This is a genomic window from Bradyrhizobium sp. USDA 223 (assembly GCF_044909005.1).
Lineage (GTDB): Bacteria > Pseudomonadota > Alphaproteobacteria > Rhizobiales > Xanthobacteraceae > Bradyrhizobium > Bradyrhizobium yuanmingense.
Map to the genome: position 1 here is coordinate 4,536,619 of NZ_JBIYDR010000001.1, position 22,318 is coordinate 4,558,936.

Consider the following 22,318-nt stretch of genomic DNA (forward strand, 5'->3'; position numbering starts at 1 on the left):
TCATGAAACAATTCTTGCCGCCGTGAAACCGTTTTCGGTTTTCCGCGCAAATGTCCCGAAACGTTTTGCCGTTAGGACTTTAGGCAACGGAGCACCGCAACGGTGCCGCGGTGAGCAAAACACCGAGCAAACAGGGGCGATCACATGTTCAATCTGGACACGTTCAAGACGTTTTCGCGCGCCGTTGCACTCAGTGCCGTCGCGGTTTCCGCAATCGCGTTCGCTGGTGCAGCCAAGGCCGCGCCGGTGCAGATCTTCCCGTTCTTCCAGCCGCTGCCGCCGATGACCGCGCCGCAGCCGCTGCAGCCCTATCAGCCGTATCAGCCCTATCAGGCGCCGACCTACCAGACCGAGCCTGAGGATCAGGACGCGGTCGAGCTGCCGGCCCGCTTCCGCCGCCAGACCGTCTCCTACGCGACGCGCGAAGCGCCGGGCACAATCATCATCGATACGCCCAATACCTATCTCTATTACGTGCTCGGCAATGGCCAGGCACTGCGCTACGGCATCGGCGTCGGCCGCGACGGCTTCACCTGGTCCGGAATCCAGTCAGTGAGCCGCAAGGCCGAGTGGCCGGCCTGGACGCCGCCGCCGGAGATGATCGCCCGCCAGCCCTATCTGCCGCGCCACATGGCCGGCGGCCCCGGCAATCCGCTCGGCGCGCGCGCCATGTATCTCGGCGGCACCATCTACCGCATCCACGGCACCAACGCCCCTGAAACCATCGGCAAGCGCGTGTCCTCCGGCTGCATCCGCATGACCAACGAGGACGTCACCGACCTCTATTCCCGCGTCAACGTCGGCACCAAGGTGATCGTGCTGCCGATGACCGAGCGCCGCGCAGACCTCGGCGCCGCGAGCCGCTGAAGCGACAGGACAACGTAACGCGAACGGCCCCGGAACCCACCGGGGCCGTTTTCGTTTGCCCTCGACATCCCCGTTGCGCCTGTTGCGGCGCAATCCCCGATGGAGGCGCAAATGCGACCACGAAGGCAACCCTCGCCAAGCCCATGGCTGCACGCCCTCGCCTGCGCCGGAGCACTGACGCTGCTCGTGTCCGCGCACGCCTCGCGCGCGCAGCAACCCGCGAATGACGACGCCGGCAAGCAGGCTTTCAACAATTCCTGCCGCACCTGCCATTCCATGAAGGAAGGCGACAATCGCCTCGGTCCCAATCTCAACAAGATCGTCGGACGCAAGGCCGGCTCGCTGCCGGACTACAATTACTCCTCGTCCATGAAAGAAGCCGGCTTCGCCTGGGACCAGGACAAGCTCACCCGCTTCATGGTCAAGCCGGACGAAGTCGTGTCCGGCCACAAGATGCAGCCCTATGGCGGTATCTCGGCGGAGGAGGCGGCGAAAGTGGTAACGCATCTGAAGGCAATGTCGCAGTGACCGGTGATTGCGGCGCATCCTTCGAGACGCCCGCCTGCGGCGGGCCCTCAGGATGAGGACTGAGTCTGCTGCTTCGATTGGCTGCCGAGACGTTTCCCGGTCATGATCAATCCAAGGCAGGACTGCCAGATAGCCTCATCCTGAGGAGCGCGCCGTTGCGCGCGTCTCGAAGGACGAGGCGTTCACGATGACCGACGGCGCGTGGCTCTACATTCTCCAATGCGCGGACGGCAGCTACTACATCGGCACGACGCGCACCGAGCTCGAGATTAGGGTCGCTCAACACAACGCCGGCACGTTCGAGGGCTACACGATGTCTCGTCGCCCCGTCACGCTGATCTTCTCCCAATGGTTCGACCACATCACCGACGCGATCGAATGCGAGCGCAAGCTCAAGAAATGGAGCCGCGCGAAGAGGGAGGCGTTCATGCGCGGCGACTTCGCCGAGCTGCATGAGCTGGCAAAGCGAGGATCACATCATCCTTCGAGACGCCCGTCTACGGCGGGCCCTCAGGATGAGGACTGAGTGTGTGGCTCGCAGTCATCCAGTACTTGCGCCACTCGCCAAATGCCAGATAGCCTCATCCTGAGGAGCGCGCCCTTGCGCGCGTCTCGAAGGACGAGGCGTTCGCACCGGCGGATCGCTTCACCGGCCGCTACCGCCGCCGCTCCGCCATCAGCCTCAGCCACGCCGCGGCATGAAACGCGCTCATCAAGAGATACATCGGCACCATCCCGCCGAGCAGGGAGCCTTGCCCGGCGCCGCACAGCATGTCCGCCGGCCCACCCCCGATCATGGCCGTCATCACGGCCATGATCGCGAAAGTCGGCGTGGCCGCCAGCGCCAGCCATTTGGCGAGGTGGCGCGCGGCCGCCACAGCGTCGGGGCTGGCGCCGGGGACCGCGCTGACCGGGCCGGTCATTTCCGTTCTCCCGCGGCCTCCTCGCGGAAGGCTTTCTCGCCGGCGTCCGAGATCTCCACCCATCGCTTGTCGGGCGCGGCGCCCTCCTCGTAGCTGTCGTGCCAGTTCCACCATTTGTAGGTCGGCGTCTGTGGATAGCCCGGAGGCGAGTCCTCCCACACCTCCTGGCGGCCGAGCGGGGTGATGTCGAGATAGTTCCAGGTCCCGCCCATCTGCTCGTCGCCGCGGCTCTTGACCAAATAGGTGCGGAAGATTCGCGTTCCGTCGCGGTAGAACACGTTGGTGCCGTGCCATTCGTCGACGCCGAAATCGGCATCGAAGCTGTCGGTGATGGTGACCCAGGGCATGGTCCAGCCCATCCGCTGCTTCAGCCTGACGATGTCGGCGTACGGCGCGCGCGACGCGAACACCAGCGTGGTGTCGCGGGCATTCAAGTGCGAGACATGGGCGACCTGGTCGGCCACCATGGAGCAGCCGCGGCAGGCGTGATCGGGCCAGCCGAACACACCGGGCTCGAAGAAGGCGCGATAAACGATCAGTTGCCGCCGGCCCTGGAACAGCTCGTGCAGACTGAGCTTGCCGCCGGGGCCCTCGAACGCATAGGTTTTGTCGACCGCCATCCATGGCATGCGGCGCCGCTCGGCGGCCAGGGCGTCGCGGGCACGGGTATGCGCCTTCTCCTTCACGAGCAGCTGCAGACGGGCCGCCTCCCAGTCCTGCGGAGACACCACCGGCGGTGTCTGCATGGCGGTCTTTCCGTTGGTTCCTGCTTTTTCTGCTGATGTCATCATGACTCTCCAAAGCTTTTGCTCGACGTCCTGCCAACGATTTCTGGCACCAAGCGGCCACGGTGCGGGAGTAACAAGTGTGGCGGGATTGACATGGAATCGCTGATCACTGCCGCTGCGCGCGCGTTAGAGGCCGGCGATCCGCTCGGGGCCCTGAACCGCGTCGCGCTGCGCAACGATGCGCCGTCGCTGGCGCTGCGCGGCATCGCGATGGCGCAGCTCGGCGATCTCGCCAAGGCCAAGTTGCTGCTGCGCACCGCCGCGCGCGCCTTCGGTCCGCGCGAGGCGGTGGCACGCGCAAGATGCCTGGTGGCCGAAGCCGAGATCGCGCTGGTCTCACGCGATCTGAACTGGCCGGTGAAGACGCTCGCGGCGGCACGCGCGACGCTCGAACAGCACGGCGATCTCGTCAATGCCGCCCATGCAGGCCATGTCGAGGCCCGCCGCCTGCTTCTGGTCGGGCGCCTCGACGAGGCCGAGCGCACGCTCGCCGAAGTCCGTCCCGCCATGCTCCCGCCCGCGTCGCAGGTCGTCCGCGAGCTCGTGCTCGCCGGCATCGCCATCAGGCGGCTCAGAACGAACGACGCGCGCACGGCGCTCGGCCGCGCGGCTCACGCAGCGCGCCTTGCAGCCATTCCGGCGCTCGTGGCCGAGGTCGACAGCGCGAGCCTGATCCTCGACACGCCGGCAGCACGCCTGATCGCCCGCGGCAGCGAACATCCGCTGTTGCTGGGAGAGGTCGAACGTCTGGCGACCTCGACGGCGCTGGTCGTGGATACCTTTCATCACGTCGTGCGCAGGCAAGGCGTCGCGGTGTCGCTCGGAACGCGCCCCGTGCTGTTCGCGCTCGCGCGTCTCCTGGCCCAGGCATGGCCTGCGGATGTCTCGCGCGAGACGCTGATATCCGGCGCCTTTCGAGCCGGGCACGCCGACGAATCGCACCGCGCGCGCCTGCGCGTCGAGATCGGACGGCTCCGCACCAAGCTCGCGCCGCTGGCCGATATCAGCGCGACGAAGCAAGGCTTCGTGCTGGCGCCGCGGAAGACGCGCGACGTCCTCGTGCTGGCGCGGCCCGTTGAGGAGAGGCACGCCGCCGTCCTCGCCTTTCTTACCGACGGCGAGCCATGGTCGAGCTCGGCGCTCGCGCTTGCGCTTCGCATCAGTCCGCGCACCGTGCAGCGCGCGCTCGAGGACCTGGCGCGGTCGGGCAAGGTGCAGTCGTACGGACACGGACGGGCGCGCCGCTGGATGACGCCGCCCGTTCCGGGTTTCCCGACAGGCTTGTTACTCCCCACGCCGCTCCTGAAGACGTAGGATGCGCGTTAAGCACAGGGAGCAAGCACATGAAACGTTCAGCCGCCGAGATCGTCACGGAATATGGCCCCTTTCCAGGCGTCGAAGCCGTGCATGGCGTCACCTATGACGGCACGCGAGTCTGGTTCGCCTCCGGCGACAAGCTGAACGCGCTCGATCCGGCCGACGGCAGGATCGCGCGCTCCATCGACGTCGCCGCGCATGCGGGAACGGCGTTCGACGGACGGCACCTATTCCAGATCGCCGAGGACCGCATCCAGAAGATCGATGCGGCCTCGGGCAAGGTGCTCGGCACCATTCCGGCGCCCGGCGGCGGCGGCGATTCCGGCCTCGCCTGGGCCGAGGGCTCGCTCTGGGTCGGGCAATATCGCGAGCGCAAGATCCATCAAATTGACCCCGAAACGGGGAAGATCCTCCGCACCATCGAGAGCAAGCGCTTCGTGACCGGGGTGACCTGGGTGGACGGCGAGCTCTGGCACGGCACCTGGGAGAACGAACAGAGCGATTTGCGCCGGATCGACTCGGAAACGGGACAAGTGATCGAGCAGATCGACATGCCCGCCGGCACGATCGTGTCAGGCCTGGAATCGGACGGCGGTGACCGTTTCTTCTGCGGCGGCGGCAATCGCGGCAAGGTGAGAGCGGTCCGGCGCCCGCGGCAAAGCTAGTTCACGGTGAGCTGAGCGCTTAGCCTCGTCCTTCGAGACGACCGCTTCGCGGTCTCCTCAGGATGAGGCTAAGCAACATCGGCGCTCGCTGAAGCCAGCGCCGCACACACACGCGAACATTTCTCTGGCTTCGCTGAGGGCCTCGTCTCAACGGCGGGCTGACTGGAATCATATCGGCAGCGCGAGAACGGTCTTTAGCGCAGAAGCACGTCAATGGCTTACGGATTCGATGCAGCGGGCCGACGCAACTCTGCCAATTCCTCTCCGGCGGAAACCAGCAGAAGGTCGTGCTGGCAAAATGGCTGGCGCGAGGGGTACAGGTTCTGGTGCTCGACAATCCTACCCGTGGTGTTGATGTCGGCGCAAAAGAGGAGATCTACAGTGTCCTCAGGGATCTGACGGACCAGGGAGCAGCCATTCTTCTGATATCGGACGATTTGCTCGAGCTCATCGGTCTGTCAAACCGGATTCTGGTGATGCGCGATGGCGAGATCCAGTTCGAGCGGGACGCGCCTGCCAATGATAAACCGACGGAGCAGGAACTTGTCAGGCACATGGTCTGAGACAAAGGCGCGTAGATCGAGATTGCGACTCGAGGCTACAATGGAGATCGCGAGGCAGTTTGTTCAGCGTCACCGCGCGATCATAAATCCAGGTGGCCCCGCGCTTCTGCTGCTGACGATGGTCATCGTTTTCACAGCCATCAATCCTCGCTTCCTGAGCTGGATAAACCTTTTCAATCTGATGAGACAGTCCTCCATCCTGCTCATCGTGGCGACCGGCATCACCTTTGTCATTCTCATGGGAGCAATCGACCTTTCCGTCGGCGCGATCGTGACCTTCGTGGCAATCTCCTCGGCAGTTCTGATCCGGGATTTCGGGTTCAGCGCCGCTGCGATCCTGTTTGCTGCTTCCGTCATCGGGGCGCTTTGCGGCCTTTTCAACGCCATTTTGGTGCTGCGCCTGCGGATCCCGTCCTTTGTCGCCACCCTCAGCACCATGACCATCATTGGGGGCATTTCCACCTGGATCAGTGGCGGTGTGAACGTGTTTTTTCGCAGTCCGGATCTCACATGGTCGCATCCGGTGTAATGATCGGGCGCATTCCAAACTCGGGAATTCTGGCGCTTCTGATATTTGCGGTCGCCTCTTTTATCGGTGCGAGAAGCCATTTCGGGCGATCTCTGTTGCAATTGGCGGGGGAGGAGTGACGGCTCGGCTTTCGGGCATCGATGTTCTTCGCACGAAAGCAATCGCGTTCGTCGCATCCGGAATGCTCTGCGGAATTGCAGGCTTGCTGCTTGTCGCGCGAACCTCGACCGGAACCGCCCGGATGGGCGATGACCTTTTGCTTCAGGCGATCGCAGCTGTGGTCATGGGCGGCACCGCTCTTTCAGGCGGTTCAGGAGGCGTGCATCGAACGCTAATCGGGGTGTTGGTGATTGCCGTTCTGCAAAATGGCTTAAACATCGCAGGGGTGCATACCTACATCCAGATCATGGTGACGGGCCTTATCGTCATCCTGGCCGTGACAGTCACGCTCGATCGATCACGGCTTGCCTTCATCAAGTAGACGGGATCTGTTCCGGTATTGAGCGGGTCAATTGGGCGGCTTCCTTGCACAGGCTTCCCTTTCAGGCTTTATCTTGTTTTATGGGAGTGCGAGTGGTGTCCAAACAGCGCCCATGGACATCTCGGAACGTAAACGATGGCTATGAAGGTGCTACTGGCGAAGCGGTTCGTCTCTGGACATTCTTCGTCGATGCAGAGTCCAATAGCGGCGAGAGGTCTCGCGCATCATTTTATCAATACCGTTACTGCGAACGGCACCAGGAAGGATGTCACAAGGGCATTCAGGCCCATGCCAAGGCTTGAGAACACACCAGCGATCTCATCAACCTGGAAAGCGCGTGCGGTGCCGATGCCGTGCGCCGCGATGCCTGCGGCAAAGCCTCGAGCCCGAAATCGATGATGCCTGTCCAGTTCATCAAGGGGGTCACGATGATGGCGCCATGATACCAGTGAGAATGACTGCGACAGCAGTCACCGACGGATCCGCATGTAGCGTTTCGCTGATTCCCATTGCAACGCCGGCCGTGAGTGACTTCGGCGCAAGAGACAGGATAGTTTCGAGGGGAAGCCCGGCGGCCTCGGCAAGAAGGACCACAGATGTGACATCGAGCAGATCGACATGCCCGCCGGCACGATCGTGTCAGGCCTGGAATCGGACGGCGGTGACCGTTTCTTCTGCGGCGGCGGCAATCGCGGCAAGGTGAGAGCGGTCCGGCGCCCGCGGCAAAGCTAGTTCACGGTGAGCTGAGCGCTTAGCCTCGTCCTTCGAGACGACCGCTTCGCGGTCTCCTCAGGATGAGGCTAAGCAACATCGGCGCTCGCTGAAGCCAGCGCCGCACACACACGGTCCTCATCCTGAGGGCCCGCCAACGGCGGGCGTCTCGAAGGATGGCCGCAGTCGCAGATCTCACGCTGCGGTTTCGCCCCAATTCCACCCAACGGGTGCGCTCTAGCGCCCTCCTCGCCCGCCCTGTAGAATCCCCGTCGGGGCGACTTGGGGGATTGATGCGTCTGACGTGGAATGTGAAGACTATCCTGATCGGTGTCGCGGTGCTCGCGGCGTCGTTCTTCATCAGCCTGAAGGCGATGGACTTACTGGCGCCGCGCGCGACAGATTCGGCGCCGCCGGTCGCTCAGTTGCCGCCGCTGCCGCCGGCCTCGAAGAGCTCCATCGTGATCGCGCCGGTCGCCATCGCGCTGTCGGCGATCCGCGAGCAGGCCGAGAGGGCCGCGCCGCGCAATTTCGCCGGCAAGGCCGACAACCCGATCTCGCAGATCCTGGAGAATGCCGATATCGGCTGGTCCGCCGTCCGGGGCCCGATGGCGGCAGCCGGCGACAAGGACGTGCTGACGATCTCGACCCCGCTCACCGGCAAGCTCAACGTGACCGGCTCGCTGTCGTCGAAGGCCACAGGCGCGCTTGGCGATGCGCTCGGCAGCGTGCTCGGCGGCGACGCCGCGAAGCGGATCGGCGCGGTCAACATCAAGAACCTGAACGCGAGCGCGGAGATCAAGGGCAACGTCGTCGTTACCTCGCGCCCGAAGCTCGCCGCCGCCTGGTATCTGGAGCCTAATCTCGGCGCCCAGGTCAATCTCGGCGACACCAACCTCAACGTCGCCGGCGCCAAGGTCAACGTGCCCGCGCAGGTCAAGCCGCTGATCGACAAGACCGTCGGCGAGCAGATCAACGCCGCCTCCGAGCGCATCCGCAACGATCCCAGCCTGCGCGAGAATGCCAAGGCGCAATGGATCAAGGCCTGCCGCTCGATCCCGCTGCAAGGATCTAGCGCCTCGGCGGCGCTGCCGCCGCTCTGGCTCGAGATGAAGCCGGTGCGCGCGATCGCGGCGCAGCCGCGCGTCGATGCGCAGGCCGTGACCTTGCTGCTCGGCCTCGAGGCCGAGACACGCGTGACCTCGACGCCGACCAAGCCGGACTGTCCGTTCCCCGACAAGATCTCGATCGTGCCGCCGACCGGCACCGGCGTGAACATCGGCGTGCCGATCGACGTGCCTTTCACGGAGATCAACAAGCTGATCGCCGCGCAGATGGTCGGCCGCACCTATCCGGAGGACGGCTCCGGCCCGGTCGACGTCACCGTCAAGAGCGCCAACGTCGTGCCCTCGGGCGACCAACTGCTGATCTCGCTTCTGGTGCGCGCCAAGGAGAAGAAGAGCTGGTTCGGCCTCGGCGCCGAGGCGAATGTGCACATCTGGGGCCGGCCGGTGCTCGACCAGGCGCAGCAGACGCTGCGGCTCACCGACATCCAGCTCGCGGTGGAATCCGAGGCGGCCTTCGGCCTGTTGGGTGCCGCCGCCCGCGCCGTCGTCCCGCAGATGCAGCAGGCGCTGCTGCAGAGGGCAACGCTCGATCTGAAGCCGATCGCCGCCAACGCCCGCGAGAAGATCGCCGCCGCAATCGCCGACTACCAGAAGAGCGAGGACGGCCTCAAGGTCGAGGCCAGGATCGAGAGCCTCACTCTCGCCGACATCGCCTTCGATTCCAAGACTCTGCGCGTGGTTGCGGAAGCCGGCGGCTCGCTGAACGTATTCGTGACGAAGCTGTCGGGGATGTAGCGCTTCCCTGCGAATCGCAGGGCTATTTGCATTTGAACCTTCACCGAGGTCGTCATGCCCGGGCTTGTCCCGGGCATCCACGTTCTTTGTGCTGCGCGGCAAGGCGTGGATGGCCGGGACAAGCCCGGCCATGACGATGTGGGGACTATCGTGCCAGACGTGCACTGTTCATATGCGATAGCCCCGCCACTCGCCGGACCCGCACAATTCCTCGTCGCTTGCGCCGCTGGCATTCTCGCTGCAGGATGCTAATCTCGCACGCGCATTGTAGGGGACAACGCGAGGACAACATGGAAGCCGGCATGGTCACGCCTGCGCCGGCGCTGGTGCGTTTTTCCGGCATTCAAAAAACCTATGATGGCGAGCATCTCGTGGTGAAGAACCTCGACCTCGACATCAGGAAGGGCGAATTCATCACCCTGCTCGGCCCGTCGGGATCGGGCAAGACGACCACGCTGATGATGCTGGCCGGCTTCGAGGTGCCGACCCATGGCGAGATTTACCTCAGCGAGCGGCCGATCAAGAACGTGCCGCCGCACAAGCGCGACATCGGCATGGTGTTCCAGAACTACGCGCTGTTTCCGCACCTGACGATCGCTGAAAACATCGCCTTCCCGCTGTCGGTGCGCAAGTCGAGCAAGGCGGAAACGCAAGAGCGCGTCAGCGCGGCGCTGCGCATGATCAAGATGGAAACTTTTGCGCACCGGCGGCCCGGGCAATTGTCCGGCGGTCAGCAGCAGCGGGTGGCGCTGGCCCGCGCGCTGGTGTTCAATCCGCAGCTCGTGCTGATGGACGAGCCCCTGGGCGCGCTGGACAAGCGGCTGCGGGAGCAGATGCAGCTGGAGATCAAGCAGTTGCACGAGACGATGGGCATCACGGTCGTCTATGTCACCCACGACCAGAGCGAAGCGCTCACGATGTCGGACCGCATCGCCGTATTCAACGACGGCATCGTGCAGCAGATCGACCGCCCCGACGCGCTGTATGAGCATCCCGTGAACAGCTTCGTCGCCCATTTCATCGGCGAGAACAATGTGCTCGCCGGCACCGTGGAAACCGTCGAAAGGGATTATTGCCGCGTCGCGCTGGCCGGTGGCGGCACAGTCGCCGCACGGGCGGTCAACGTGTCAGGCGCAGGCGCATCGACCTCCCTGTCGGTGCGGCCGGAGCGTGTCGCAATAATTCCCAATGGCAATTCCAGTGAGGGACCGAACCGGCTGCCGGCAAAAGTGCAGAACACCATCTATCTCGGTGACCACGCGCTGGCCGTGCTGGATGTGGCCGGCAACGCCGAGTTCATGGTCAAGCTTCAGCCGGGAGCGCATCACGGCCTAAGACCTGGCGAAAGCGTGTTCATCACCTTCCGCCCGGAGGACTGCCTCGCCCTCGATCCAGTCTGATCTGCCGGCGGCAAAGCTGAACACTCGATGTCAACGCAACTCACATGAAGAAGGAACGAAGACCATGCTGAAGCGCAAGATTGCTCTGGGTTTCGCCGCGGCACTGGGCGCCAGTGCTGCGCTGGCCAATGTCGCGGAGGCGCGTGACCTCACCGTCGTCTCGTGGGGCGGTGCGTATCAGGAGGCCCAGAAGAAGGTCTATTTCGAGCCGTTCAAGAAAGCATCCGGCATCGCGATGAACGATGAATCCTGGGACGGCGGCGTCGGCGTGCTGCGCGCCAAGGTGCAGGGAGGTGCCGCCACCTGGGACGTCGTCCAGGTCGAGAGCGATGAGCTCGCGGTCGGCTGTGAAGAGGGCCTGTTCGAGAAGCTGGACTATTCCAAGATCGGCGGCGAGGCCGCCTATATCCCGCCGTCGGTCAATCCTTGCGGCGTCGGCGCCATCCTCTACGATTTCGTGCTCGGCTACGACAAGGACAAGCTGAAGGAGGCCCCGAAAGGCTGGGCCGACTTCTTCGACACCAAGAAGATTCCCGGCAAGCGTGCCCTGCGTCAGGGTCCGAAGACCACGCTGGAGATCGCCCTCATGGCCGACGGCGTCGCACCGAAGGACGTCTACAAGGTGCTGGCGACCGACGAAGGCATCGAGCGCGCCTTCAAGAAGCTCGACACTATCAAGGGCGACCTCGTCTGGTGGAAGGCCGGCGCGCAGCCGCCGCAATTGCTCGCCTCCGGCGAGGTGGCGATGACCTCGGTCTACAATGGCCGCATCGACACCGCGAACAAGAACGAGAAGAAGAACTTTGGCATGGTGTGGGACGGCGCGCTGTTCACACTCGACAGCTGGGTCATCCTGAAGGGGAGCCCGAACAAGGACGCGGCCTACAAGTTCCTGGAATTCGTCGGCAAGGCGGAGAACCAGTCCAAGCTGTCGGAGAACATTGCTTACGGCACCTCCAACAAGGACGCCGCCGGCCGGCTCGCGCCCGCCGTCCTGAAGGACCTGCCGACGGCGCCTGACAACATCAAGAACGCGGTCGAGATCAACGTCGGCTTCTGGCTCGAGAACATCGACCGCCTGACCGAGCGCTTCAACAAATGGGCCGCGAAATAGCGATCAATGACGAACGCGCTTCTGACTGGCGCTGACGCCAAGACCGAGGTGCCGCTCAAACGCCGCTTGAGGCGCGCGGAGCGGACACGCCAGGTCAAGGCATTGGCGCTGGTCCTGCCGCTTCTGCTGTTTCTGCTCTTCACCTTCGCAGGTCCCATCGCCGGCATGCTGTGGCGCTCGGTCGAGGACTGGGAGGTGCGTCAGGTCCTGCCGCAGACGGTCGCAGCTCTTACCAGCTGGGACGGCAAGGACCTGCCGGATGAAAACGCCTATGCGGCGCTTGCAAGCGACATCCTGGCGGCGCGCGCCGCCGGCACCCTTGCGATTGCGGCCAAACGGCTCAACTACGCGCTGAACGGCTTCCGCACGATCCTGACCAGCACGGGACGCAATCTGAAGGCGGTGCCTGAGCCCGGTACGGCCAGGGAGACGCTGGGCAGGATCAACCCCGCCTGGCGCGAACGCGCCACCTGGACCACGATCAAGGACGCGAGCGGCCCGATCACCGGCTTCTACCTGCTTGCCGCGCTCGACCTGACGCGAAACGCGGACGGCGCGATCGTCGCCGCACCACCGGATCAGGCCATCTACCGCGACATTTTCCTCCGCACATTTCTCATCAGCCTCGGTGTCACGGCGCTCTGCCTGATCCTCGGCTTTCCGGTCGCTTACCTCCTGGCGACGCTGCCGCCCGGCCGGTCGAACCTCTTGATGATCTTCGTGCTGCTGCCGTTCTGGACGTCGCTCCTGGTTCGCACCTGCGCCTGGATCGTCCTGTTGCAGAGCAAGGGCGTCGTGAACGACAGTCTGCTCTGGCTCGGCATCATCGACGCGCCCTTGCGCCTGATCTACAACCGCTTCGGCGTCTGCGTTGCCATGACCCACGTTCTGCTGCCGTTCATGATCCTGCCGCTGTACAGCAGCATGAAGGCGATCTCGCCCGCTTACATGCGGGCCGCCGCCTCGCTCGGTGCGCCACCCCTCACCGCCTTCCTGCGGATCTACCTGCCGCAGACCCTGCCTGGCATCGGCGCGGGAAGCCTGCTCGTCTTCATCCTGGCGCTCGGCTACTACATCACGCCGGCCCTCGTCGGCGGCGCCGCCGACCAGATGATCAGCTACTTCATCGCCCTCTACACGACCGAGACGGCCAATTGGGGCCTTGCTTCGGCGCTGGGCGCGGTGCTGCTGCTGGCCACCGTTCTGCTCGCTCTCGTCTACGGCAAGCTGGTGCAGGGCCAGCAGGTCACGGGAGGGATGAAGAATTGAGCGACAATTCCTCCTTGCGCACCCCCAGCCAGCGCATCGCGTGGACCGCGACTATCGTTGTCTCCACGCTGGTTTTCATCTTCCTGATCGCGCCGATCCTCGCGATCATGCCGCTGTCCTTCAGTTCAAGCTCGTACCTCACCTATCCGCTGCCGGGTCTTTCCTTGCGCTGGTACGACGACTTCGTCAATTCGCCGCGCTGGATGAACTCGCTCAAGAACAGCATGATCATCGGCATCGCCTCGACGCTGTTGTCCATGGTCCTCGGCACGCTGGCCGCGCTGGGGCTGGCGCAGTGGAAGAGCCGGTTCAAGCCGCTCGTGCTGGCCTTCGTGCTGTCGCCGGTGGTCGTGCCCGGCGTCATCACCGCGGTCGGCCTGTACTTCTTCTTCGCGCCGATCGGCCTGACCGGCAGCTATCTCGGCCTGATCCTGGCCCACACCGCGCTGGCGACGCCCTTCGTGGTGATCACGGTCGGGGCGACTCTGCAGAGCTTCGACACCAACCTGGCGCGCGCCGCCGCCTCGCTCGGCGCCTCGCCAATCTACGCGTTCCGTCGCGTGATCCTGCCGCTGATCCTGCCGGGTCTGGCGTCTGGCGCCCTGTTCGCGTTTGCGACCAGCTTCGATGAGGTGGTGATCGTGCTGTTCATGGCGGGTCCCGAGCAGCGGACCCTGCCGCGCGAGATGTTCAGCGGCATCCGCGAGAACATCAGCCCGACCATCACGGCAGCGGCCGTGATCTTGACGACCGTCTCGGTCATCTTGCTTGCCACCCTGGAAGCCCTGCGGCGGCGTAATGAACGGCTGAAGGGCAGCGGGGGTTGAGGACGCAGGAGGTCGAAGCACGACAGCGCGCCCGGTGAAAACCAGGCGCGCTTCGTTCAGGCAGTTACGCGAGCCGCATTACTCCGCGTACTTGAACTGCGGCATGTTCTTCAGCTCGTCCTTGCTGGCATTGAACACGGCGTGGTCCGGATACCATTTTGACGCGGACGACGTCGATGCGGTCGCTGCGGGCCTGTCGGTACCGGTCGCAGCGCCGGTCGTCGTGCCAGCGGGCCGGGCGCCGGTGTTCGCGCCGGTGCCGGTATAGGCGACGGGCTCGTTGACGAATTTCAGCTTCTCGTAGGGCACGGCGACCAGATGCTCGCCCATGCCGAGGAAGCCGCCGACTCCGATCACGGCGATCTTGATGTCACCGTTCTTGTCCATCAGCAGGTCGTTGATCGTGCCGATGTTCTCGTTGGCCTCATTGTAGACCTTCAGGCCGTCCATCTTCGAGGTGCGCCACTGGCCGGAAGCCGTCGTGGTCGTTGCGGTGGCCGCAGGGGCCGCCTTGTCGGTGGTGGCGGCGGGCGGCGTTTGCGCGATTGCGACGGTCGCAAGTAGCGCGGTACCGGCGAGGCCGGTGACGATCGATTTCATCAACATGGTTGTCCTCTCCTTCACAGAAAACTCGTGCGGAGAAAACCGCTCTGATCGGGCGCAGTTCCGTGCGTGCCGCAATTTCGTCGCGCCATGCGCGAACTGTTCCTGCGTCACTCAGGAACATTTTGCGATGCACGGTTCCCCCCGACGATCGTGCGCATTGGGGCAAGGCAGGACCGCGGCGAGGACCGCGCCGACCCGGCGTCGCCGAGGTCAGCTCTTGTAGTCGATTAGGAGCGCGTCCGCGCCTTGTCACCAATCTCGCGCGCGCCTTTCCCGGGCTCGGCATTGAGATGCTGGCGCCCGGCACGGCCGATCTCGCGGAGAGCGACAGCCTGCATCTGCGCTGGATGCGCCGCCATCTCGGCCGCGCCTACAAGACCGGACGGCTGGCGTCAGGCAGCATCGAGCCCCGTATCGGCGTGCAATTGCCCGACGGCACCGTGATCGCGGGCCATGTCGATGGCGCCCCGCGGCCGTTGTTCTCTGGCGCGCCCTGGCTGATGAGCGCCTTCATCTGCGTCACCGTGCTCGGCCTGTGGGCGGCGCGCGCGCTGACGAGGCCGCTGTCGTCCTTCGCCGCGGCGGCGGAGAATTTCAGCCTCGACGGCGCCGCCGAGCCGCTGCCCGAGCCGCGGCCCGGAGGAGATCCGCGCGGTGGCGCGCGCGCTCAACCGCATGCACGAGCGGATCGTGCGGTTGATGTCGGACCGCACGCGGATGCTGGCCGCCATCAGCCACGATTTGCGCACGCCGATCACGCGGCTGCGCCTGCGCGCCGAGTTCATCGAGGACGAGAGCAACCGCAAGCGCATGCTGATGGATCTAGACCAGATGCGCGCGATGCTGGAATCGGTGCTGTCGCTCTTGCGCGACGACCGCAAGGTCGAGGCGGTGACGCTGGTCGACATCGCCAGCACGCTGCAGCTCGTCGCCAATCAGTTCGGCGATATGGGCCACCTCGTGCATTATGTCGGGCCGGCGTCCGCGACCGCCGCCGCGCGCCCCGACGATCTGCATCGCGGCGTCACCAAGCTGGTCGTGCGGATGAAATTGCCGGTCTCGCAGGCGCCGCGCCGCCTGATCAAGCCGCGAGCGGCGGGTGCTCGATGGCCTCGTGCGGGAAGATCGCCACCGCCTCGAAGCGATAGTTGCAGGCGTGGCAGGTCCAGAGATAAGAGACGCGGCCTTCGCCCGGCTCGATCCAGTCAGGAAACGGGATCGGTGTGCCACATTGTGCGCAAGGGTTCTGCTTGGGAATGTCGTCGATGTCTGCAGGATTCATGGACGTCCTCCCGAGTGCTGGTTTTGAGTAGCGATTGTTGGGCGAATGCGCGAAATGGACAGACCCGCTGTCGCGTAAGGCGCTCTACCAGGTCCGAGCTTAACCCAGGTTTGAGTCGCAAAAGCGACGAGCCGGCAAAAATTGCCGCTGGTGACATTTCGCCACATCATCGCCGTGTTCCCACGGCCTAACGCGCTGGGTGCGGGTCCGTTCTGCCGAGGAATACTTCGATGAAAATCTTACGAATTGTCGCGCTGCTCGCGGCCGGATTGACGTTGCCGCAGGCAGCTTTCGCCGGGCAAGCCGAATATGCCGAGATGGTCGCCGCCCATGCCCGCGCCAACGGCGTGCCGGAAGCGCTGGTGCATCGCGTCATCATGCGCGAAAGCCGCTATCAGCCGCATGTGGTCGGTCGCGGCGGCACCATCGGGCTGATGCAGATCAAGCTCGCGACCGCCCGCGGGGTCGGCTACACCGGCGATGCCGCCGGCCTGCGCGATCCCAACACCAACCTCACTTATGCGGTGAAGTACCTCGCCGGCGCCTACCGCGCCGCCAATGGCGATCACGCGCGAGCCGTGCGTTATTTCGCGGGCGGCTATTACTACGCTGCAAAGCGCCAGCGGCAGGAGGCCGTCCAGGTCGCGAGTATGGGCGACACCATGGGCCAGGGCACTATGGGCCAACCTTGGCTCGAGCCGAACGGCAATCCGCAGCCGATGTTCGCCGCGCCGGCGCAGAGGAAGCTCGCCCAGCGCGTCCGCAACGCGCGGGCGCAGGCATTAAAGTAGCCTTCGTGTCCCGGACGAGACGCAACGCGCGAGCGTTGCGTCGCAGAGCCGGGACCCAGCCCCTACACAACAATGGGCCCCGGCTCAGCGCTGCGTCCGGGGCACGGTCGGGTTCCGCGCCAACACGCGTTGACCACCCCGTCCCGCTGGCATACATTACCACCGTTCCGAGGGGTGCTCCGAGGAGGAGCTGAGATACCGCTAAATGGGCAATACCGCCCAGGACCGCGGTGACCCTTTGAACCTGATCCGGGTCATGCCGGCGAAGGGACAGGGATGTTGCAGACCATCAAGCGACCGGATTCACCGGTATCCATCATCGGCGCAGGCATCGCGGGCGCCTGGCAGGCGCTGCTATTCGCGCAGGCCGGTCACGCCGTCACCTTGCACGAGCGCGGTGACGAGGCGATGACGGATGCCACCAGCCATTGGGCCGGCGGCATGCTCGCGCCCTATTGCGAGGCCGAAGTCGCCGAGCCCATCATCAGCCGTCTGGGGCTGCGCTCGCTCGATCTCTGGCGGCGCGAGCTGCCCGACACGCCGTTCAACGGCTCGCTGGTCGTCGCCCATCCGCGCGAGCGCAACGATTTCGAGCGGTTTGCGCGCATGACCGAGCATCACCGCCGGCTCGATGCCGCCGGCCTTGCCGCGCTCGAGCCGTCGCTGGAGGGCCGCTTCCGCGATGCGCTGTTCTTCCCCGCCGAGGGCCATGTCGAGCCGCGCCGCGTGCTGCCGCAGCTGCACGAGCGCATCAAGGCTGCCGGCGGCACCATCAAGTTCTGCAGCGACGTCACTGCGAACGAGCTTGACGGCATCGTCATCGACTGCCGCGGCCTTGGTGCCCGCGACGAGCAGAGCGAGCTTCGCGGCGTCAAGGGCGAGATGATCCTGATCGAGACGGACGAGGTGCAGCTGGCGCGCCCGGTGCGGCTGATCCACCCGCGCTGGCCGCTCTACGTGATCCCGCGCGAGAACGGCCTGTTCATGCTGGGCGCGACCTCGATCGAGGCGGAAGACACCGGCGTCAGCGTCCGCTCCGCGCTGGAGCTCTTGGGCGCGGCCTACACCGTGCACCCGGCGTTCGGCGAGGCCCGTATCGTCGAGTTCGGCTCGGGGCTTCGGCCCGCCTTTCCCGACAATTTGCCGCGCATCGGCATTCGCGATCGCAAGATCAGCGTCAACGGCCTCTACCGCCACGGCTTCCTGATCGCGCCGGCGCTCGCCGAGCTGACGCTCGCCTATGTCGAGCGCGGCCAGATCGACAACGAGGTAATGCAATGCGCCTGATCGTCAACGGTGAGCCGCGCGAGGTCAGCGCAGCCAGCGTCGACGCGCTGCTCGCCGAGCTCGACTACGAAGGCAGCCATTTCGCCATCGCGCTGAACTACGACGTCGTGCCGAAGAGCCGCTGGGCCGAGACGCAGCTCAAGGCCGGCGACGAGATCGAGATCATCACGCCGCGGCAGGGAGGGTGAGGTGATGGCTGTCTATTTGTCCCACCGGCGCATTCCCTACACCCCACTGTCATCGCCCGGCTTGACCGGGCGATCCAGTACCCCGCGGCTTCACGGTTCCAGCCGCGCTGCTGCGGCGTACTGGATCCCCGCCTTCGCGGGGATGACTCCTGCACTTGCGGAGACACCTGCCACATGGTGACCTTCTACGGCAAAACCTTCGCCTCCCGCCTGCTGATCGGCAGCGCGCTCTATCCCTCGCCTGCGATCATGCAAGGCGCGATCCGCGCCTCCGGCGCCAACATCGTCACGGTCTCGCTGCGGCGCGAATCCGCCGGCGGCAAGACCGGCGATGCGTTCTGGAAGCTGATCCGCGAGCTCGACGTCACCGTGCTGCCGAACACCGCGGGATGCCGCACCGTACGCGAGGCGGTGACCACCGCAAAACTCGCGCGCGAATTGTTCGGCACAAGCTGGATCAAGCTCGAAGTGATCGCCGACAACGACACGCTGCAGCCCGACGTCGTCGGTCTCGTCGAAGCCGCCGGCATCCTGATCAAGGACGGTTTTGAAGTCTTTCCCTATTGCACGGAGGATCTCTCGGTCGCGAGCCGCCTGGTCGAAACTGGGTGCAAGGTGGTGATGCCGTGGGCCGCGCCGATTGGCAGCGCCAAGGGCATCACCAACCGCGATGCGCTAAAACTGCTGCGCGAGCGGCTGCCCGACATCACGCTGGTGGTCGACGCTGGCTTAGGGGCGCCTTCCCACGCCGCGCAGGCGTTCGAGCTCGGCTATGATGCCGTGCTGCTCAACACCGCCATCGCCAAAGCCGCCGATCCCGTCGCAATGGCGAACGCCTTCCGCCTCGGCTGCGAGGCCGGCCGCACCGCTTACGAGGCCGGGCTGATGAACGCCCGCGATTTCGCTTCGCCCTCCACCCCTGTCGTTGGGACCCCGTTCTGGCATGCCGTATCCTGATCGCTTCTATCCCGTCGTCGACAGCCTCGCCTGGGTCGAGCGCCTGACAAAACTCGGCGTCGGCACCATCCAGCTGCGCGCCAAGGACCTCGACGACTCGCAGGCGCTGCAGATCGTCTCCGACGCGCTGGCGATCACCAAGGGCACGCAGGCCAAGCTGGTCGTGAACGATTATTGGCGCGCCGCGATCGTCGCCGGCGCAGAATATCTGCATCTCGGCCAGGAGGACCTGGCCGAGGCCGACCTCGGCGCGATCCGCGAGGCCGGCCTCAAGCTCGGCATCTCCACCCATGACGACGCCGAGCTTGCGACCGCGCTGGCCGCCAAGCCTGACTACGTCGCGCTCGGTCCGATCTTCTTCACCACGCTCAAATCGATGCGCTTCGAGCCGCAAGGCATTCCCAAAATCACCGAATGGAAAAAGCGCATTGGCACCATCCCGCTGGTCGCGATCGGCGGCATCAAGTTCGAGCAAGCCGCGGAGATCTTCGCCGCCGGCGCGGATTCGATTGCTGTTGTCTCCGACGTCACCCAAAACCCCGATCCCGATGCCCGCGTGCGGCAATGGCTTGGTCTGAAGGAGGCGGCGTGATGCGCACGCTTTCCCCACACCCTCAACTGTCATCGCCCGGCTTGACCGGGCGATCCAGTACGCCGCGGCCTCTCGGCTCCAGCCGCACCGCCTCGGAGTACTGGATCCCCGCCTTCGCGGGGATGACACCGGAATTTGCCTCTCGCGTAGCGAAACTAACGAATTAAACCGGAGGATCCCATGAACATCCGCTCCAATCCCGAAAAAACCGTTCCCGCCGTCACCACCGGCCCGCTGCCCTCCTCGCGAAAAATCTTCGCAACGCCCGACGCCGCGCCTGATATCCGCGTGCCCTTGCGCGAGATCATTCTCTCCGAAGGCGCCGGCGAGCCGAACCTGCCGGTCTACGACACCTCCGGCCCCTACACCGATCCCTCCGTCACCATCGACGTCAACGCCGGCTTGGCGCGCGACCGCAAGCAATGGGTGTTGGAGCGCGGCGGCGTCGAGGAATATGAGGGCCGCCAGATCAAGCCGGAGGACAATGGCAGCGTCTCCACCGACAAGGCCGCGCGCGCCTTCTCGGCCTATCACAAGCCGCTGCGCGGCCTCGACGGTCACAAGGTGACCCAGCTCGAATTCGCCCGCGCCGGCATCATCACCAAGGAGATGATCTACGTCGCCGAACGCGAGAATCTCGGCCGCAAGCAGCAGCTCGAGCGCGCCGAAGCCGCGCTCGCCGACGGCGAGAGCTTTGGCGCCTCGGTGCCCGCCTTCATCACCCCCGAGTTCGTCCGCGACGAGATCGCGCGCGGCCGCGCCATCATTCCCTCCAACATCAACCATTCCGAGCTCGAGCCGATGATCATCGGCCGCAACTTCCTGACCAAGATCAACGCCAATATCGGCAACTCGGCGGTGACCTCGTCGGTCGAGGAGGAGGTCGAGAAGATGGTGTGGGCGATCCGCTGGGGCGCCGACACCGTGATGGACCTCTCCACGGGGCGCAACATCCACACCACGCGCGAATGGATCCTGCGCAACTCGCCGGTGCCGATCGGCACCGTTCCCATTTATCAGGCGCTGGAGAAGTGCAACGGCGATCCGGTCAAGCTGACCTGGGAGCTCTACAAGGACACCCTGATCGAGCAGTGCGAGCAGGGCGTCGACTATTTCACCATCCACGCCGGCGTGCGCCTGCAATACATCCACCTCACCGCGAGCCGCGTCACCGGCATCGTCAGCCGCGGCGGCTCGATCATGGCGAAGTGGTGCCTCGCGCATCACAAGGAAAGCTTCCTCTACACGCATTTTGACGAGATCTGCGACCTCATGCGCAAATATGACGTCTCGTTCTCGCTCGGCGACGGCCTGCGCCCCGGCTCGATCGCGGACGCGAATGACCGTGCACAGTTCGCCGAGCTGGAGACGCTCGGTGAGCTCACCAAGATCGCATGGGACAAGGGCTGCCAGGTCATGATCGAAGGCCCCGGCCACGTGCCGATGCACAAGATCAAGATCAACATGGACAAGCAGCTGAAGGAGTGCGGCGAGGCGCCGTTCTACACGTTGGGGCCGCTGACCACCGACATCGCGCCGGGCTACGACCACATTACGTCGGGCATCGGCGCCGCCATGATCGGCTGGTTCGGCTGCGCCATGCTCTGCTACGTCACGCCGAAGGAGCATCTCGGCCTCCCTGATCGCAACGACGTCAAGACCGGCGTCATCACCTACAAGATCGCCGCCCACGCCGCCGACCTCGCCAAGGGCCACCCCGCCGCGCAACTGCGCGACGACGCCCTCTCCCGCGCGAGGTTCGAATTCCGCTGGACCGACCAGTTCAACCTCGGCCTCGATCCCGACACCGCGAAAAACTTCCACGACGAGACCCTGCCGAAGGAAGCCCACAAGGTCGCCCATTTCTGCTCGATGTGCGGCCCAAAATTCTGCTCGATGAAGATCACGCAGGACGTGCGCGACTACGCGGCGACGCTGAACGATCCGAACAGCGTGGGGATGTCGATGAGCGGGACGGCCGAGGACGGCATGGCCAAGATGAGCGCGAAGTTCAAGGAGATGGGCGAGAGCTTGTATCTGGATGCGGAGAAGGTGAAGGAGAGCAATCGGGTGTTGTGAGAGAGTTCTCCTCGTCATGCCCGGGCTTGACCCGGGCATCCATCCGAAAAAGAGGAGCCGGGCAGACAGCCCGGCTTTTTCTTCGAAACTCGCTTTAAGAAATCCTCTTCTTCAATAACGGCTGGTCCTCTTTGACCGCGGGCAAACATTCCACTTCCCAAGGGAAGCGCCGATTGACGTCCTGCCAGATGACCTGCAGACAGGGGAATGCACGCCGCGATTTCCAGTAGAACCAGATCGCCGTGCCGAGATATTCGGGATAGGCCGCGAACGGCACTTCCCAGAAGCCGAGCTTGTAGCCGTTCTCCAGCAAATCATCGGAGATATCGCCATCGACGAATTTATGGCCGGATTGCACTCGGTCACGGACAAGGTTGATGATGGCCTGCGCCCTTTCGGCTCTCTGGCCGAAAATGATGAGTTCGGGATGACCATAGTTCAGATGCAGACCAATTGAAAATGCAAACGGTGGATTTGCATCTGGTATGCCCGTGATATGGCAGCCGTGATTGCGGACGTTGCGCAAAATGACTTTATCGGCTTCGTGCTCGGGCTCGGGCCATTCGAACTGATCTTGCATTTTCAACCCAGATGAAACAAGCGCAGCCAGGACGAGCGTAGCGACATCCGGGGTCTTTGTCGCTAGCATATCGCTGACGCTCCTGCCGGCTACAACTCCACGGATAAGTGAT

General features: G+C 64.5%; 24 protein-coding genes, 3 pseudogenes and 1 riboswitch. Of the genes and pseudogenes, 21 read left to right on the top strand and 6 right to left on the bottom strand.

Translation table 11 applies throughout. From position 1 onward, the window contains the following. The first annotated feature begins 144 nt into the window (after window positions 1–144). From ABIA40_RS21085 to ABIA40_RS21095, 3 genes are all read left to right on the top strand, one after another. A complete protein-coding gene (locus ABIA40_RS21085; RefSeq protein WP_157281595.1) occupies window positions 145–867 on the top strand; it encodes a L,D-transpeptidase in 723 nt (240 codons plus the stop codon). Between the two features lie 111 nt (window positions 868–978). Beyond that, window positions 979–1,395, top strand: a complete 417-nt coding sequence (locus tag ABIA40_RS21090) for a c-type cytochrome (protein WP_404543115.1) — start codon at window positions 979–981, stop codon at window positions 1,393–1,395. Between the two features lie 187 nt (window positions 1,396–1,582). Next, window positions 1,583–1,921, top strand: coding sequence for a GIY-YIG nuclease family protein (locus ABIA40_RS21095; RefSeq protein WP_404543116.1), 339 nt, complete (start codon window positions 1,583–1,585; stop codon window positions 1,919–1,921). A gap of 130 nt (window positions 1,922–2,051) precedes the next feature. Here the strand turns inward: ABIA40_RS21095 and ABIA40_RS21100 are convergent, their stop codons facing one another. Both ABIA40_RS21100 and ABIA40_RS21105 read right to left on the bottom strand, forming a co-directional pair. Further along, on the bottom strand, window positions 2,052–2,318 hold the full coding sequence (locus tag ABIA40_RS21100) for a hypothetical protein (RefSeq protein WP_404543117.1): 267 nt from the start codon (window positions 2,316–2,318) through the stop codon (window positions 2,052–2,054). After that, window positions 2,315–3,109 carry a thioredoxin family protein gene (locus ABIA40_RS21105; RefSeq protein ID WP_157281604.1) on the bottom strand — a complete coding sequence of 265 codons (795 nt, stop codon included), beginning with the start codon at window positions 3,107–3,109 and terminating at the stop codon, window positions 2,315–2,317. Before ABIA40_RS21105 ends, ABIA40_RS21100 begins: the two co-directional genes overlap by 4 nt. 90 nt (window positions 3,110–3,199) lie before the next feature. Here ABIA40_RS21105 and ABIA40_RS21110 point away from each other — a divergent pair, with 90 nt between their 5' ends. From ABIA40_RS21110 to ABIA40_RS21130, 5 genes are all read left to right on the top strand, one after another. After that, the gene (locus ABIA40_RS21110) at window positions 3,200–4,420 is read left to right on the top strand and encodes a helix-turn-helix domain-containing protein (RefSeq protein WP_404543119.1); all 1,221 of its coding nucleotides are present in this window, start codon (window positions 3,200–3,202) and stop codon (window positions 4,418–4,420) included. Window positions 4,421–4,449: 29 nt separating this feature from the next. Further along, on the top strand, window positions 4,450–5,088 hold the full coding sequence (locus tag ABIA40_RS21115; RefSeq protein ID WP_404543120.1) for a glutaminyl-peptide cyclotransferase: 639 nt from the start codon (window positions 4,450–4,452) through the stop codon (window positions 5,086–5,088). A gap of 224 nt (window positions 5,089–5,312) precedes the next feature. Continuing rightward, complete coding sequence (locus ABIA40_RS21120) at window positions 5,313–5,651, top strand: hypothetical protein (protein WP_404546289.1); 339 nt, start codon at window positions 5,313–5,315, stop codon at window positions 5,649–5,651. Window positions 5,652–5,691: 40 nt separating this feature from the next. Beyond that, a complete protein-coding gene (locus tag ABIA40_RS21125; RefSeq protein WP_404543121.1) occupies window positions 5,692–6,180 on the top strand; it encodes an ABC transporter permease in 489 nt (162 codons plus the stop codon). 100 nt (window positions 6,181–6,280) lie between these two features. Continuing rightward, entirely contained in the window at window positions 6,281–6,661 is a 381-nt protein-coding gene (locus ABIA40_RS21130; protein ID WP_404546291.1) for an ABC transporter permease, read from the top strand. Window positions 6,662–6,885: 224 nt separating this feature from the next. On the opposite strand, the pseudogene ABIA40_RS21135 reads toward ABIA40_RS21130, so the two are convergent. Then, window positions 6,886–7,264, bottom strand: a pseudogene (locus tag ABIA40_RS21135) (LrgB family protein); the annotation flags it as partial. Here ABIA40_RS21135 and ABIA40_RS21140 point away from each other — a divergent pair. The 6 genes and pseudogenes from ABIA40_RS21140 to ABIA40_RS21165 all read left to right on the top strand — a co-directional run. After that, window positions 7,265–7,393 (top strand): annotated as a pseudogene (locus tag ABIA40_RS21140) (glutamine cyclotransferase); the annotation flags it as partial. Between the two features lie 272 nt (window positions 7,394–7,665). Further along, window positions 7,666–9,234 (top strand): DUF4403 family protein, encoded by a 1,569-nt coding sequence (locus ABIA40_RS21145; protein ID WP_275508664.1) that lies wholly within the window; start codon window positions 7,666–7,668, stop codon window positions 9,232–9,234. A 290-nt stretch (window positions 9,235–9,524) separates the two neighbouring features. Next, window positions 9,525–10,634, top strand: a complete 1,110-nt coding sequence (locus ABIA40_RS21150) for an ABC transporter ATP-binding protein (protein ID WP_271542742.1) — start codon at window positions 9,525–9,527, stop codon at window positions 10,632–10,634. Between the two features lie 64 nt (window positions 10,635–10,698). Continuing rightward, window positions 10,699–11,748 (top strand): ABC transporter substrate-binding protein, encoded by a 1,050-nt coding sequence (locus tag ABIA40_RS21155; RefSeq protein WP_404543124.1) that lies wholly within the window; start codon window positions 10,699–10,701, stop codon window positions 11,746–11,748. A gap of 6 nt (window positions 11,749–11,754) precedes the next feature. After that, window positions 11,755–13,017 (top strand): ABC transporter permease, encoded by a 1,263-nt coding sequence (locus ABIA40_RS21160; RefSeq protein ID WP_404543126.1) that lies wholly within the window; start codon window positions 11,755–11,757, stop codon window positions 13,015–13,017. Continuing rightward, window positions 13,014–13,844: an ABC transporter permease gene (locus ABIA40_RS21165; protein WP_404543128.1), complete on the top strand. Its 831-nt coding sequence runs from the start codon at window positions 13,014–13,016 to the stop codon at window positions 13,842–13,844. Before ABIA40_RS21160 ends, ABIA40_RS21165 begins: the two co-directional genes overlap by 4 nt. 78 nt (window positions 13,845–13,922) lie before the next feature. Here the strand turns inward: ABIA40_RS21165 and ABIA40_RS21170 are convergent, their stop codons facing one another. Continuing rightward, window positions 13,923–14,450, bottom strand: a complete 528-nt coding sequence (locus ABIA40_RS21170; RefSeq protein ID WP_036013268.1) for a PRC-barrel domain-containing protein — start codon at window positions 14,448–14,450, stop codon at window positions 13,923–13,925. Window positions 14,451–14,683: 233 nt separating this feature from the next. On the opposite strand from ABIA40_RS21170, the pseudogene ABIA40_RS21175 reads away from it, so the two are divergent. Next, window positions 14,684–15,488 (top strand): annotated as a pseudogene (locus ABIA40_RS21175) (histidine kinase dimerization/phospho-acceptor domain-containing protein); the annotation flags it as partial. A 43-nt stretch (window positions 15,489–15,531) separates the two neighbouring features. Here ABIA40_RS21175 and ABIA40_RS21180 read toward each other — a convergent pair. Then, window positions 15,532–15,732 carry a hypothetical protein gene (locus tag ABIA40_RS21180; protein ID WP_157281619.1) on the bottom strand — a complete coding sequence of 67 codons (201 nt, stop codon included), beginning with the start codon at window positions 15,730–15,732 and terminating at the stop codon, window positions 15,532–15,534. A 230-nt stretch (window positions 15,733–15,962) separates the two neighbouring features. Here ABIA40_RS21180 and ABIA40_RS21185 point away from each other — a divergent pair, with 230 nt between their 5' ends. The 6 genes from ABIA40_RS21185 (at window position 15,963) to thiC (ending at window position 21,626) form a co-directional block, all read left to right on the top strand. Beyond that, the gene (locus ABIA40_RS21185; protein WP_157281621.1) at window positions 15,963–16,523 is read left to right on the top strand and encodes a lytic transglycosylase domain-containing protein; all 561 of its coding nucleotides are present in this window, start codon (window positions 15,963–15,965) and stop codon (window positions 16,521–16,523) included. A gap of 160 nt (window positions 16,524–16,683) precedes the next feature. Beyond that, window positions 16,684–16,812: riboswitch (TPP riboswitch) on the top strand. Next, window positions 16,800–17,810 (top strand): FAD-dependent oxidoreductase, encoded by a 1,011-nt coding sequence (locus ABIA40_RS21190; RefSeq protein ID WP_404543131.1) that lies wholly within the window; start codon window positions 16,800–16,802, stop codon window positions 17,808–17,810. Its footprint overlaps the riboswitch before it by 13 nt. Beyond that, window positions 17,801–17,998, top strand: a complete 198-nt coding sequence (gene thiS / locus ABIA40_RS21195) for a sulfur carrier protein ThiS (protein ID WP_157281625.1) — start codon at window positions 17,801–17,803, stop codon at window positions 17,996–17,998. The genes ABIA40_RS21190 and thiS overlap by 10 nt, the downstream gene beginning before the upstream one ends. Window positions 17,999–18,172: 174 nt before the next feature. Further along, window positions 18,173–18,955: a thiazole synthase gene (locus ABIA40_RS21200; protein WP_036028480.1), complete on the top strand. Its 783-nt coding sequence runs from the start codon at window positions 18,173–18,175 to the stop codon at window positions 18,953–18,955. Further along, window positions 18,942–19,547 carry a thiamine phosphate synthase gene (locus ABIA40_RS21205; protein WP_404543134.1) on the top strand — a complete coding sequence of 202 codons (606 nt, stop codon included), beginning with the start codon at window positions 18,942–18,944 and terminating at the stop codon, window positions 19,545–19,547. Before ABIA40_RS21200 ends, ABIA40_RS21205 begins: the two co-directional genes overlap by 14 nt. Before the next feature lie 180 nt (window positions 19,548–19,727). Continuing rightward, window positions 19,728–21,626, top strand: a complete 1,899-nt coding sequence (gene thiC / locus ABIA40_RS21210) for a phosphomethylpyrimidine synthase ThiC (RefSeq protein WP_404543136.1) — start codon at window positions 19,728–19,730, stop codon at window positions 21,624–21,626. A gap of 94 nt (window positions 21,627–21,720) precedes the next feature. Here thiC and ABIA40_RS21215 read toward each other — a convergent pair whose 3' ends face one another. Beyond that, window positions 21,721–22,275: a DUF4262 domain-containing protein gene (locus tag ABIA40_RS21215; RefSeq protein WP_271542761.1), complete on the bottom strand. Its 555-nt coding sequence runs from the start codon at window positions 22,273–22,275 to the stop codon at window positions 21,721–21,723. Window positions 22,276–22,318: the final 43 nt, after the last annotated feature.

Coding starts and splice junctions, on each gene's coding strand:
- ABIA40_RS21085 (WP_157281595.1), top strand. CDS start 145: ATGTTCAATCTGGACACGTTCAAGACGTTTTCGCGCGCCGTTGCACTC.
- ABIA40_RS21090 (WP_404543115.1), top strand. CDS start 979: ATGCGACCACGAAGGCAACCCTCGCCAAGCCCATGGCTGCACGCCCTC.
- ABIA40_RS21095 (WP_404543116.1), top strand. CDS start 1,583: ATGACCGACGGCGCGTGGCTCTACATTCTCCAATGCGCGGACGGCAGC.
- ABIA40_RS21100 (WP_404543117.1), bottom strand. CDS start 2,318: ATGACCGGCCCGGTCAGCGCGGTCCCCGGCGCCAGCCCCGACGCTGTG.
- ABIA40_RS21105 (WP_157281604.1), bottom strand. CDS start 3,109: ATGATGACATCAGCAGAAAAAGCAGGAACCAACGGAAAGACCGCCATG.
- ABIA40_RS21110 (WP_404543119.1), top strand. CDS start 3,200: ATGGAATCGCTGATCACTGCCGCTGCGCGCGCGTTAGAGGCCGGCGAT.
- ABIA40_RS21115 (WP_404543120.1), top strand. CDS start 4,450: ATGAAACGTTCAGCCGCCGAGATCGTCACGGAATATGGCCCCTTTCCA.
- ABIA40_RS21125 (WP_404543121.1), top strand. CDS start 5,692: ATGGAGATCGCGAGGCAGTTTGTTCAGCGTCACCGCGCGATCATAAAT.
- ABIA40_RS21145 (WP_275508664.1), top strand. CDS start 7,666: ATGCGTCTGACGTGGAATGTGAAGACTATCCTGATCGGTGTCGCGGTG.
- ABIA40_RS21150 (WP_271542742.1), top strand. CDS start 9,525: ATGGAAGCCGGCATGGTCACGCCTGCGCCGGCGCTGGTGCGTTTTTCC.
- ABIA40_RS21155 (WP_404543124.1), top strand. CDS start 10,699: ATGCTGAAGCGCAAGATTGCTCTGGGTTTCGCCGCGGCACTGGGCGCC.
- ABIA40_RS21160 (WP_404543126.1), top strand. CDS start 11,755: ATGACGAACGCGCTTCTGACTGGCGCTGACGCCAAGACCGAGGTGCCG.
- ABIA40_RS21170 (WP_036013268.1), bottom strand. CDS start 14,450: ATGTTGATGAAATCGATCGTCACCGGCCTCGCCGGTACCGCGCTACTT.
- ABIA40_RS21180 (WP_157281619.1), bottom strand. CDS start 15,732: ATGAATCCTGCAGACATCGACGACATTCCCAAGCAGAACCCTTGCGCA.
- ABIA40_RS21185 (WP_157281621.1), top strand. CDS start 15,963: ATGAAAATCTTACGAATTGTCGCGCTGCTCGCGGCCGGATTGACGTTG.
- ABIA40_RS21190 (WP_404543131.1), top strand. CDS start 16,800: ATGTTGCAGACCATCAAGCGACCGGATTCACCGGTATCCATCATCGGC.
- thiS (WP_157281625.1), top strand. CDS start 17,801: ATGCGCCTGATCGTCAACGGTGAGCCGCGCGAGGTCAGCGCAGCCAGC.
- ABIA40_RS21200 (WP_036028480.1), top strand. CDS start 18,173: ATGGTGACCTTCTACGGCAAAACCTTCGCCTCCCGCCTGCTGATCGGC.
- ABIA40_RS21205 (WP_404543134.1), top strand. CDS start 18,942: ATGCCGTATCCTGATCGCTTCTATCCCGTCGTCGACAGCCTCGCCTGG.
- thiC (WP_404543136.1), top strand. CDS start 19,728: ATGAACATCCGCTCCAATCCCGAAAAAACCGTTCCCGCCGTCACCACC.
- ABIA40_RS21215 (WP_271542761.1), bottom strand. CDS start 22,275: ATGCTAGCGACAAAGACCCCGGATGTCGCTACGCTCGTCCTGGCTGCG.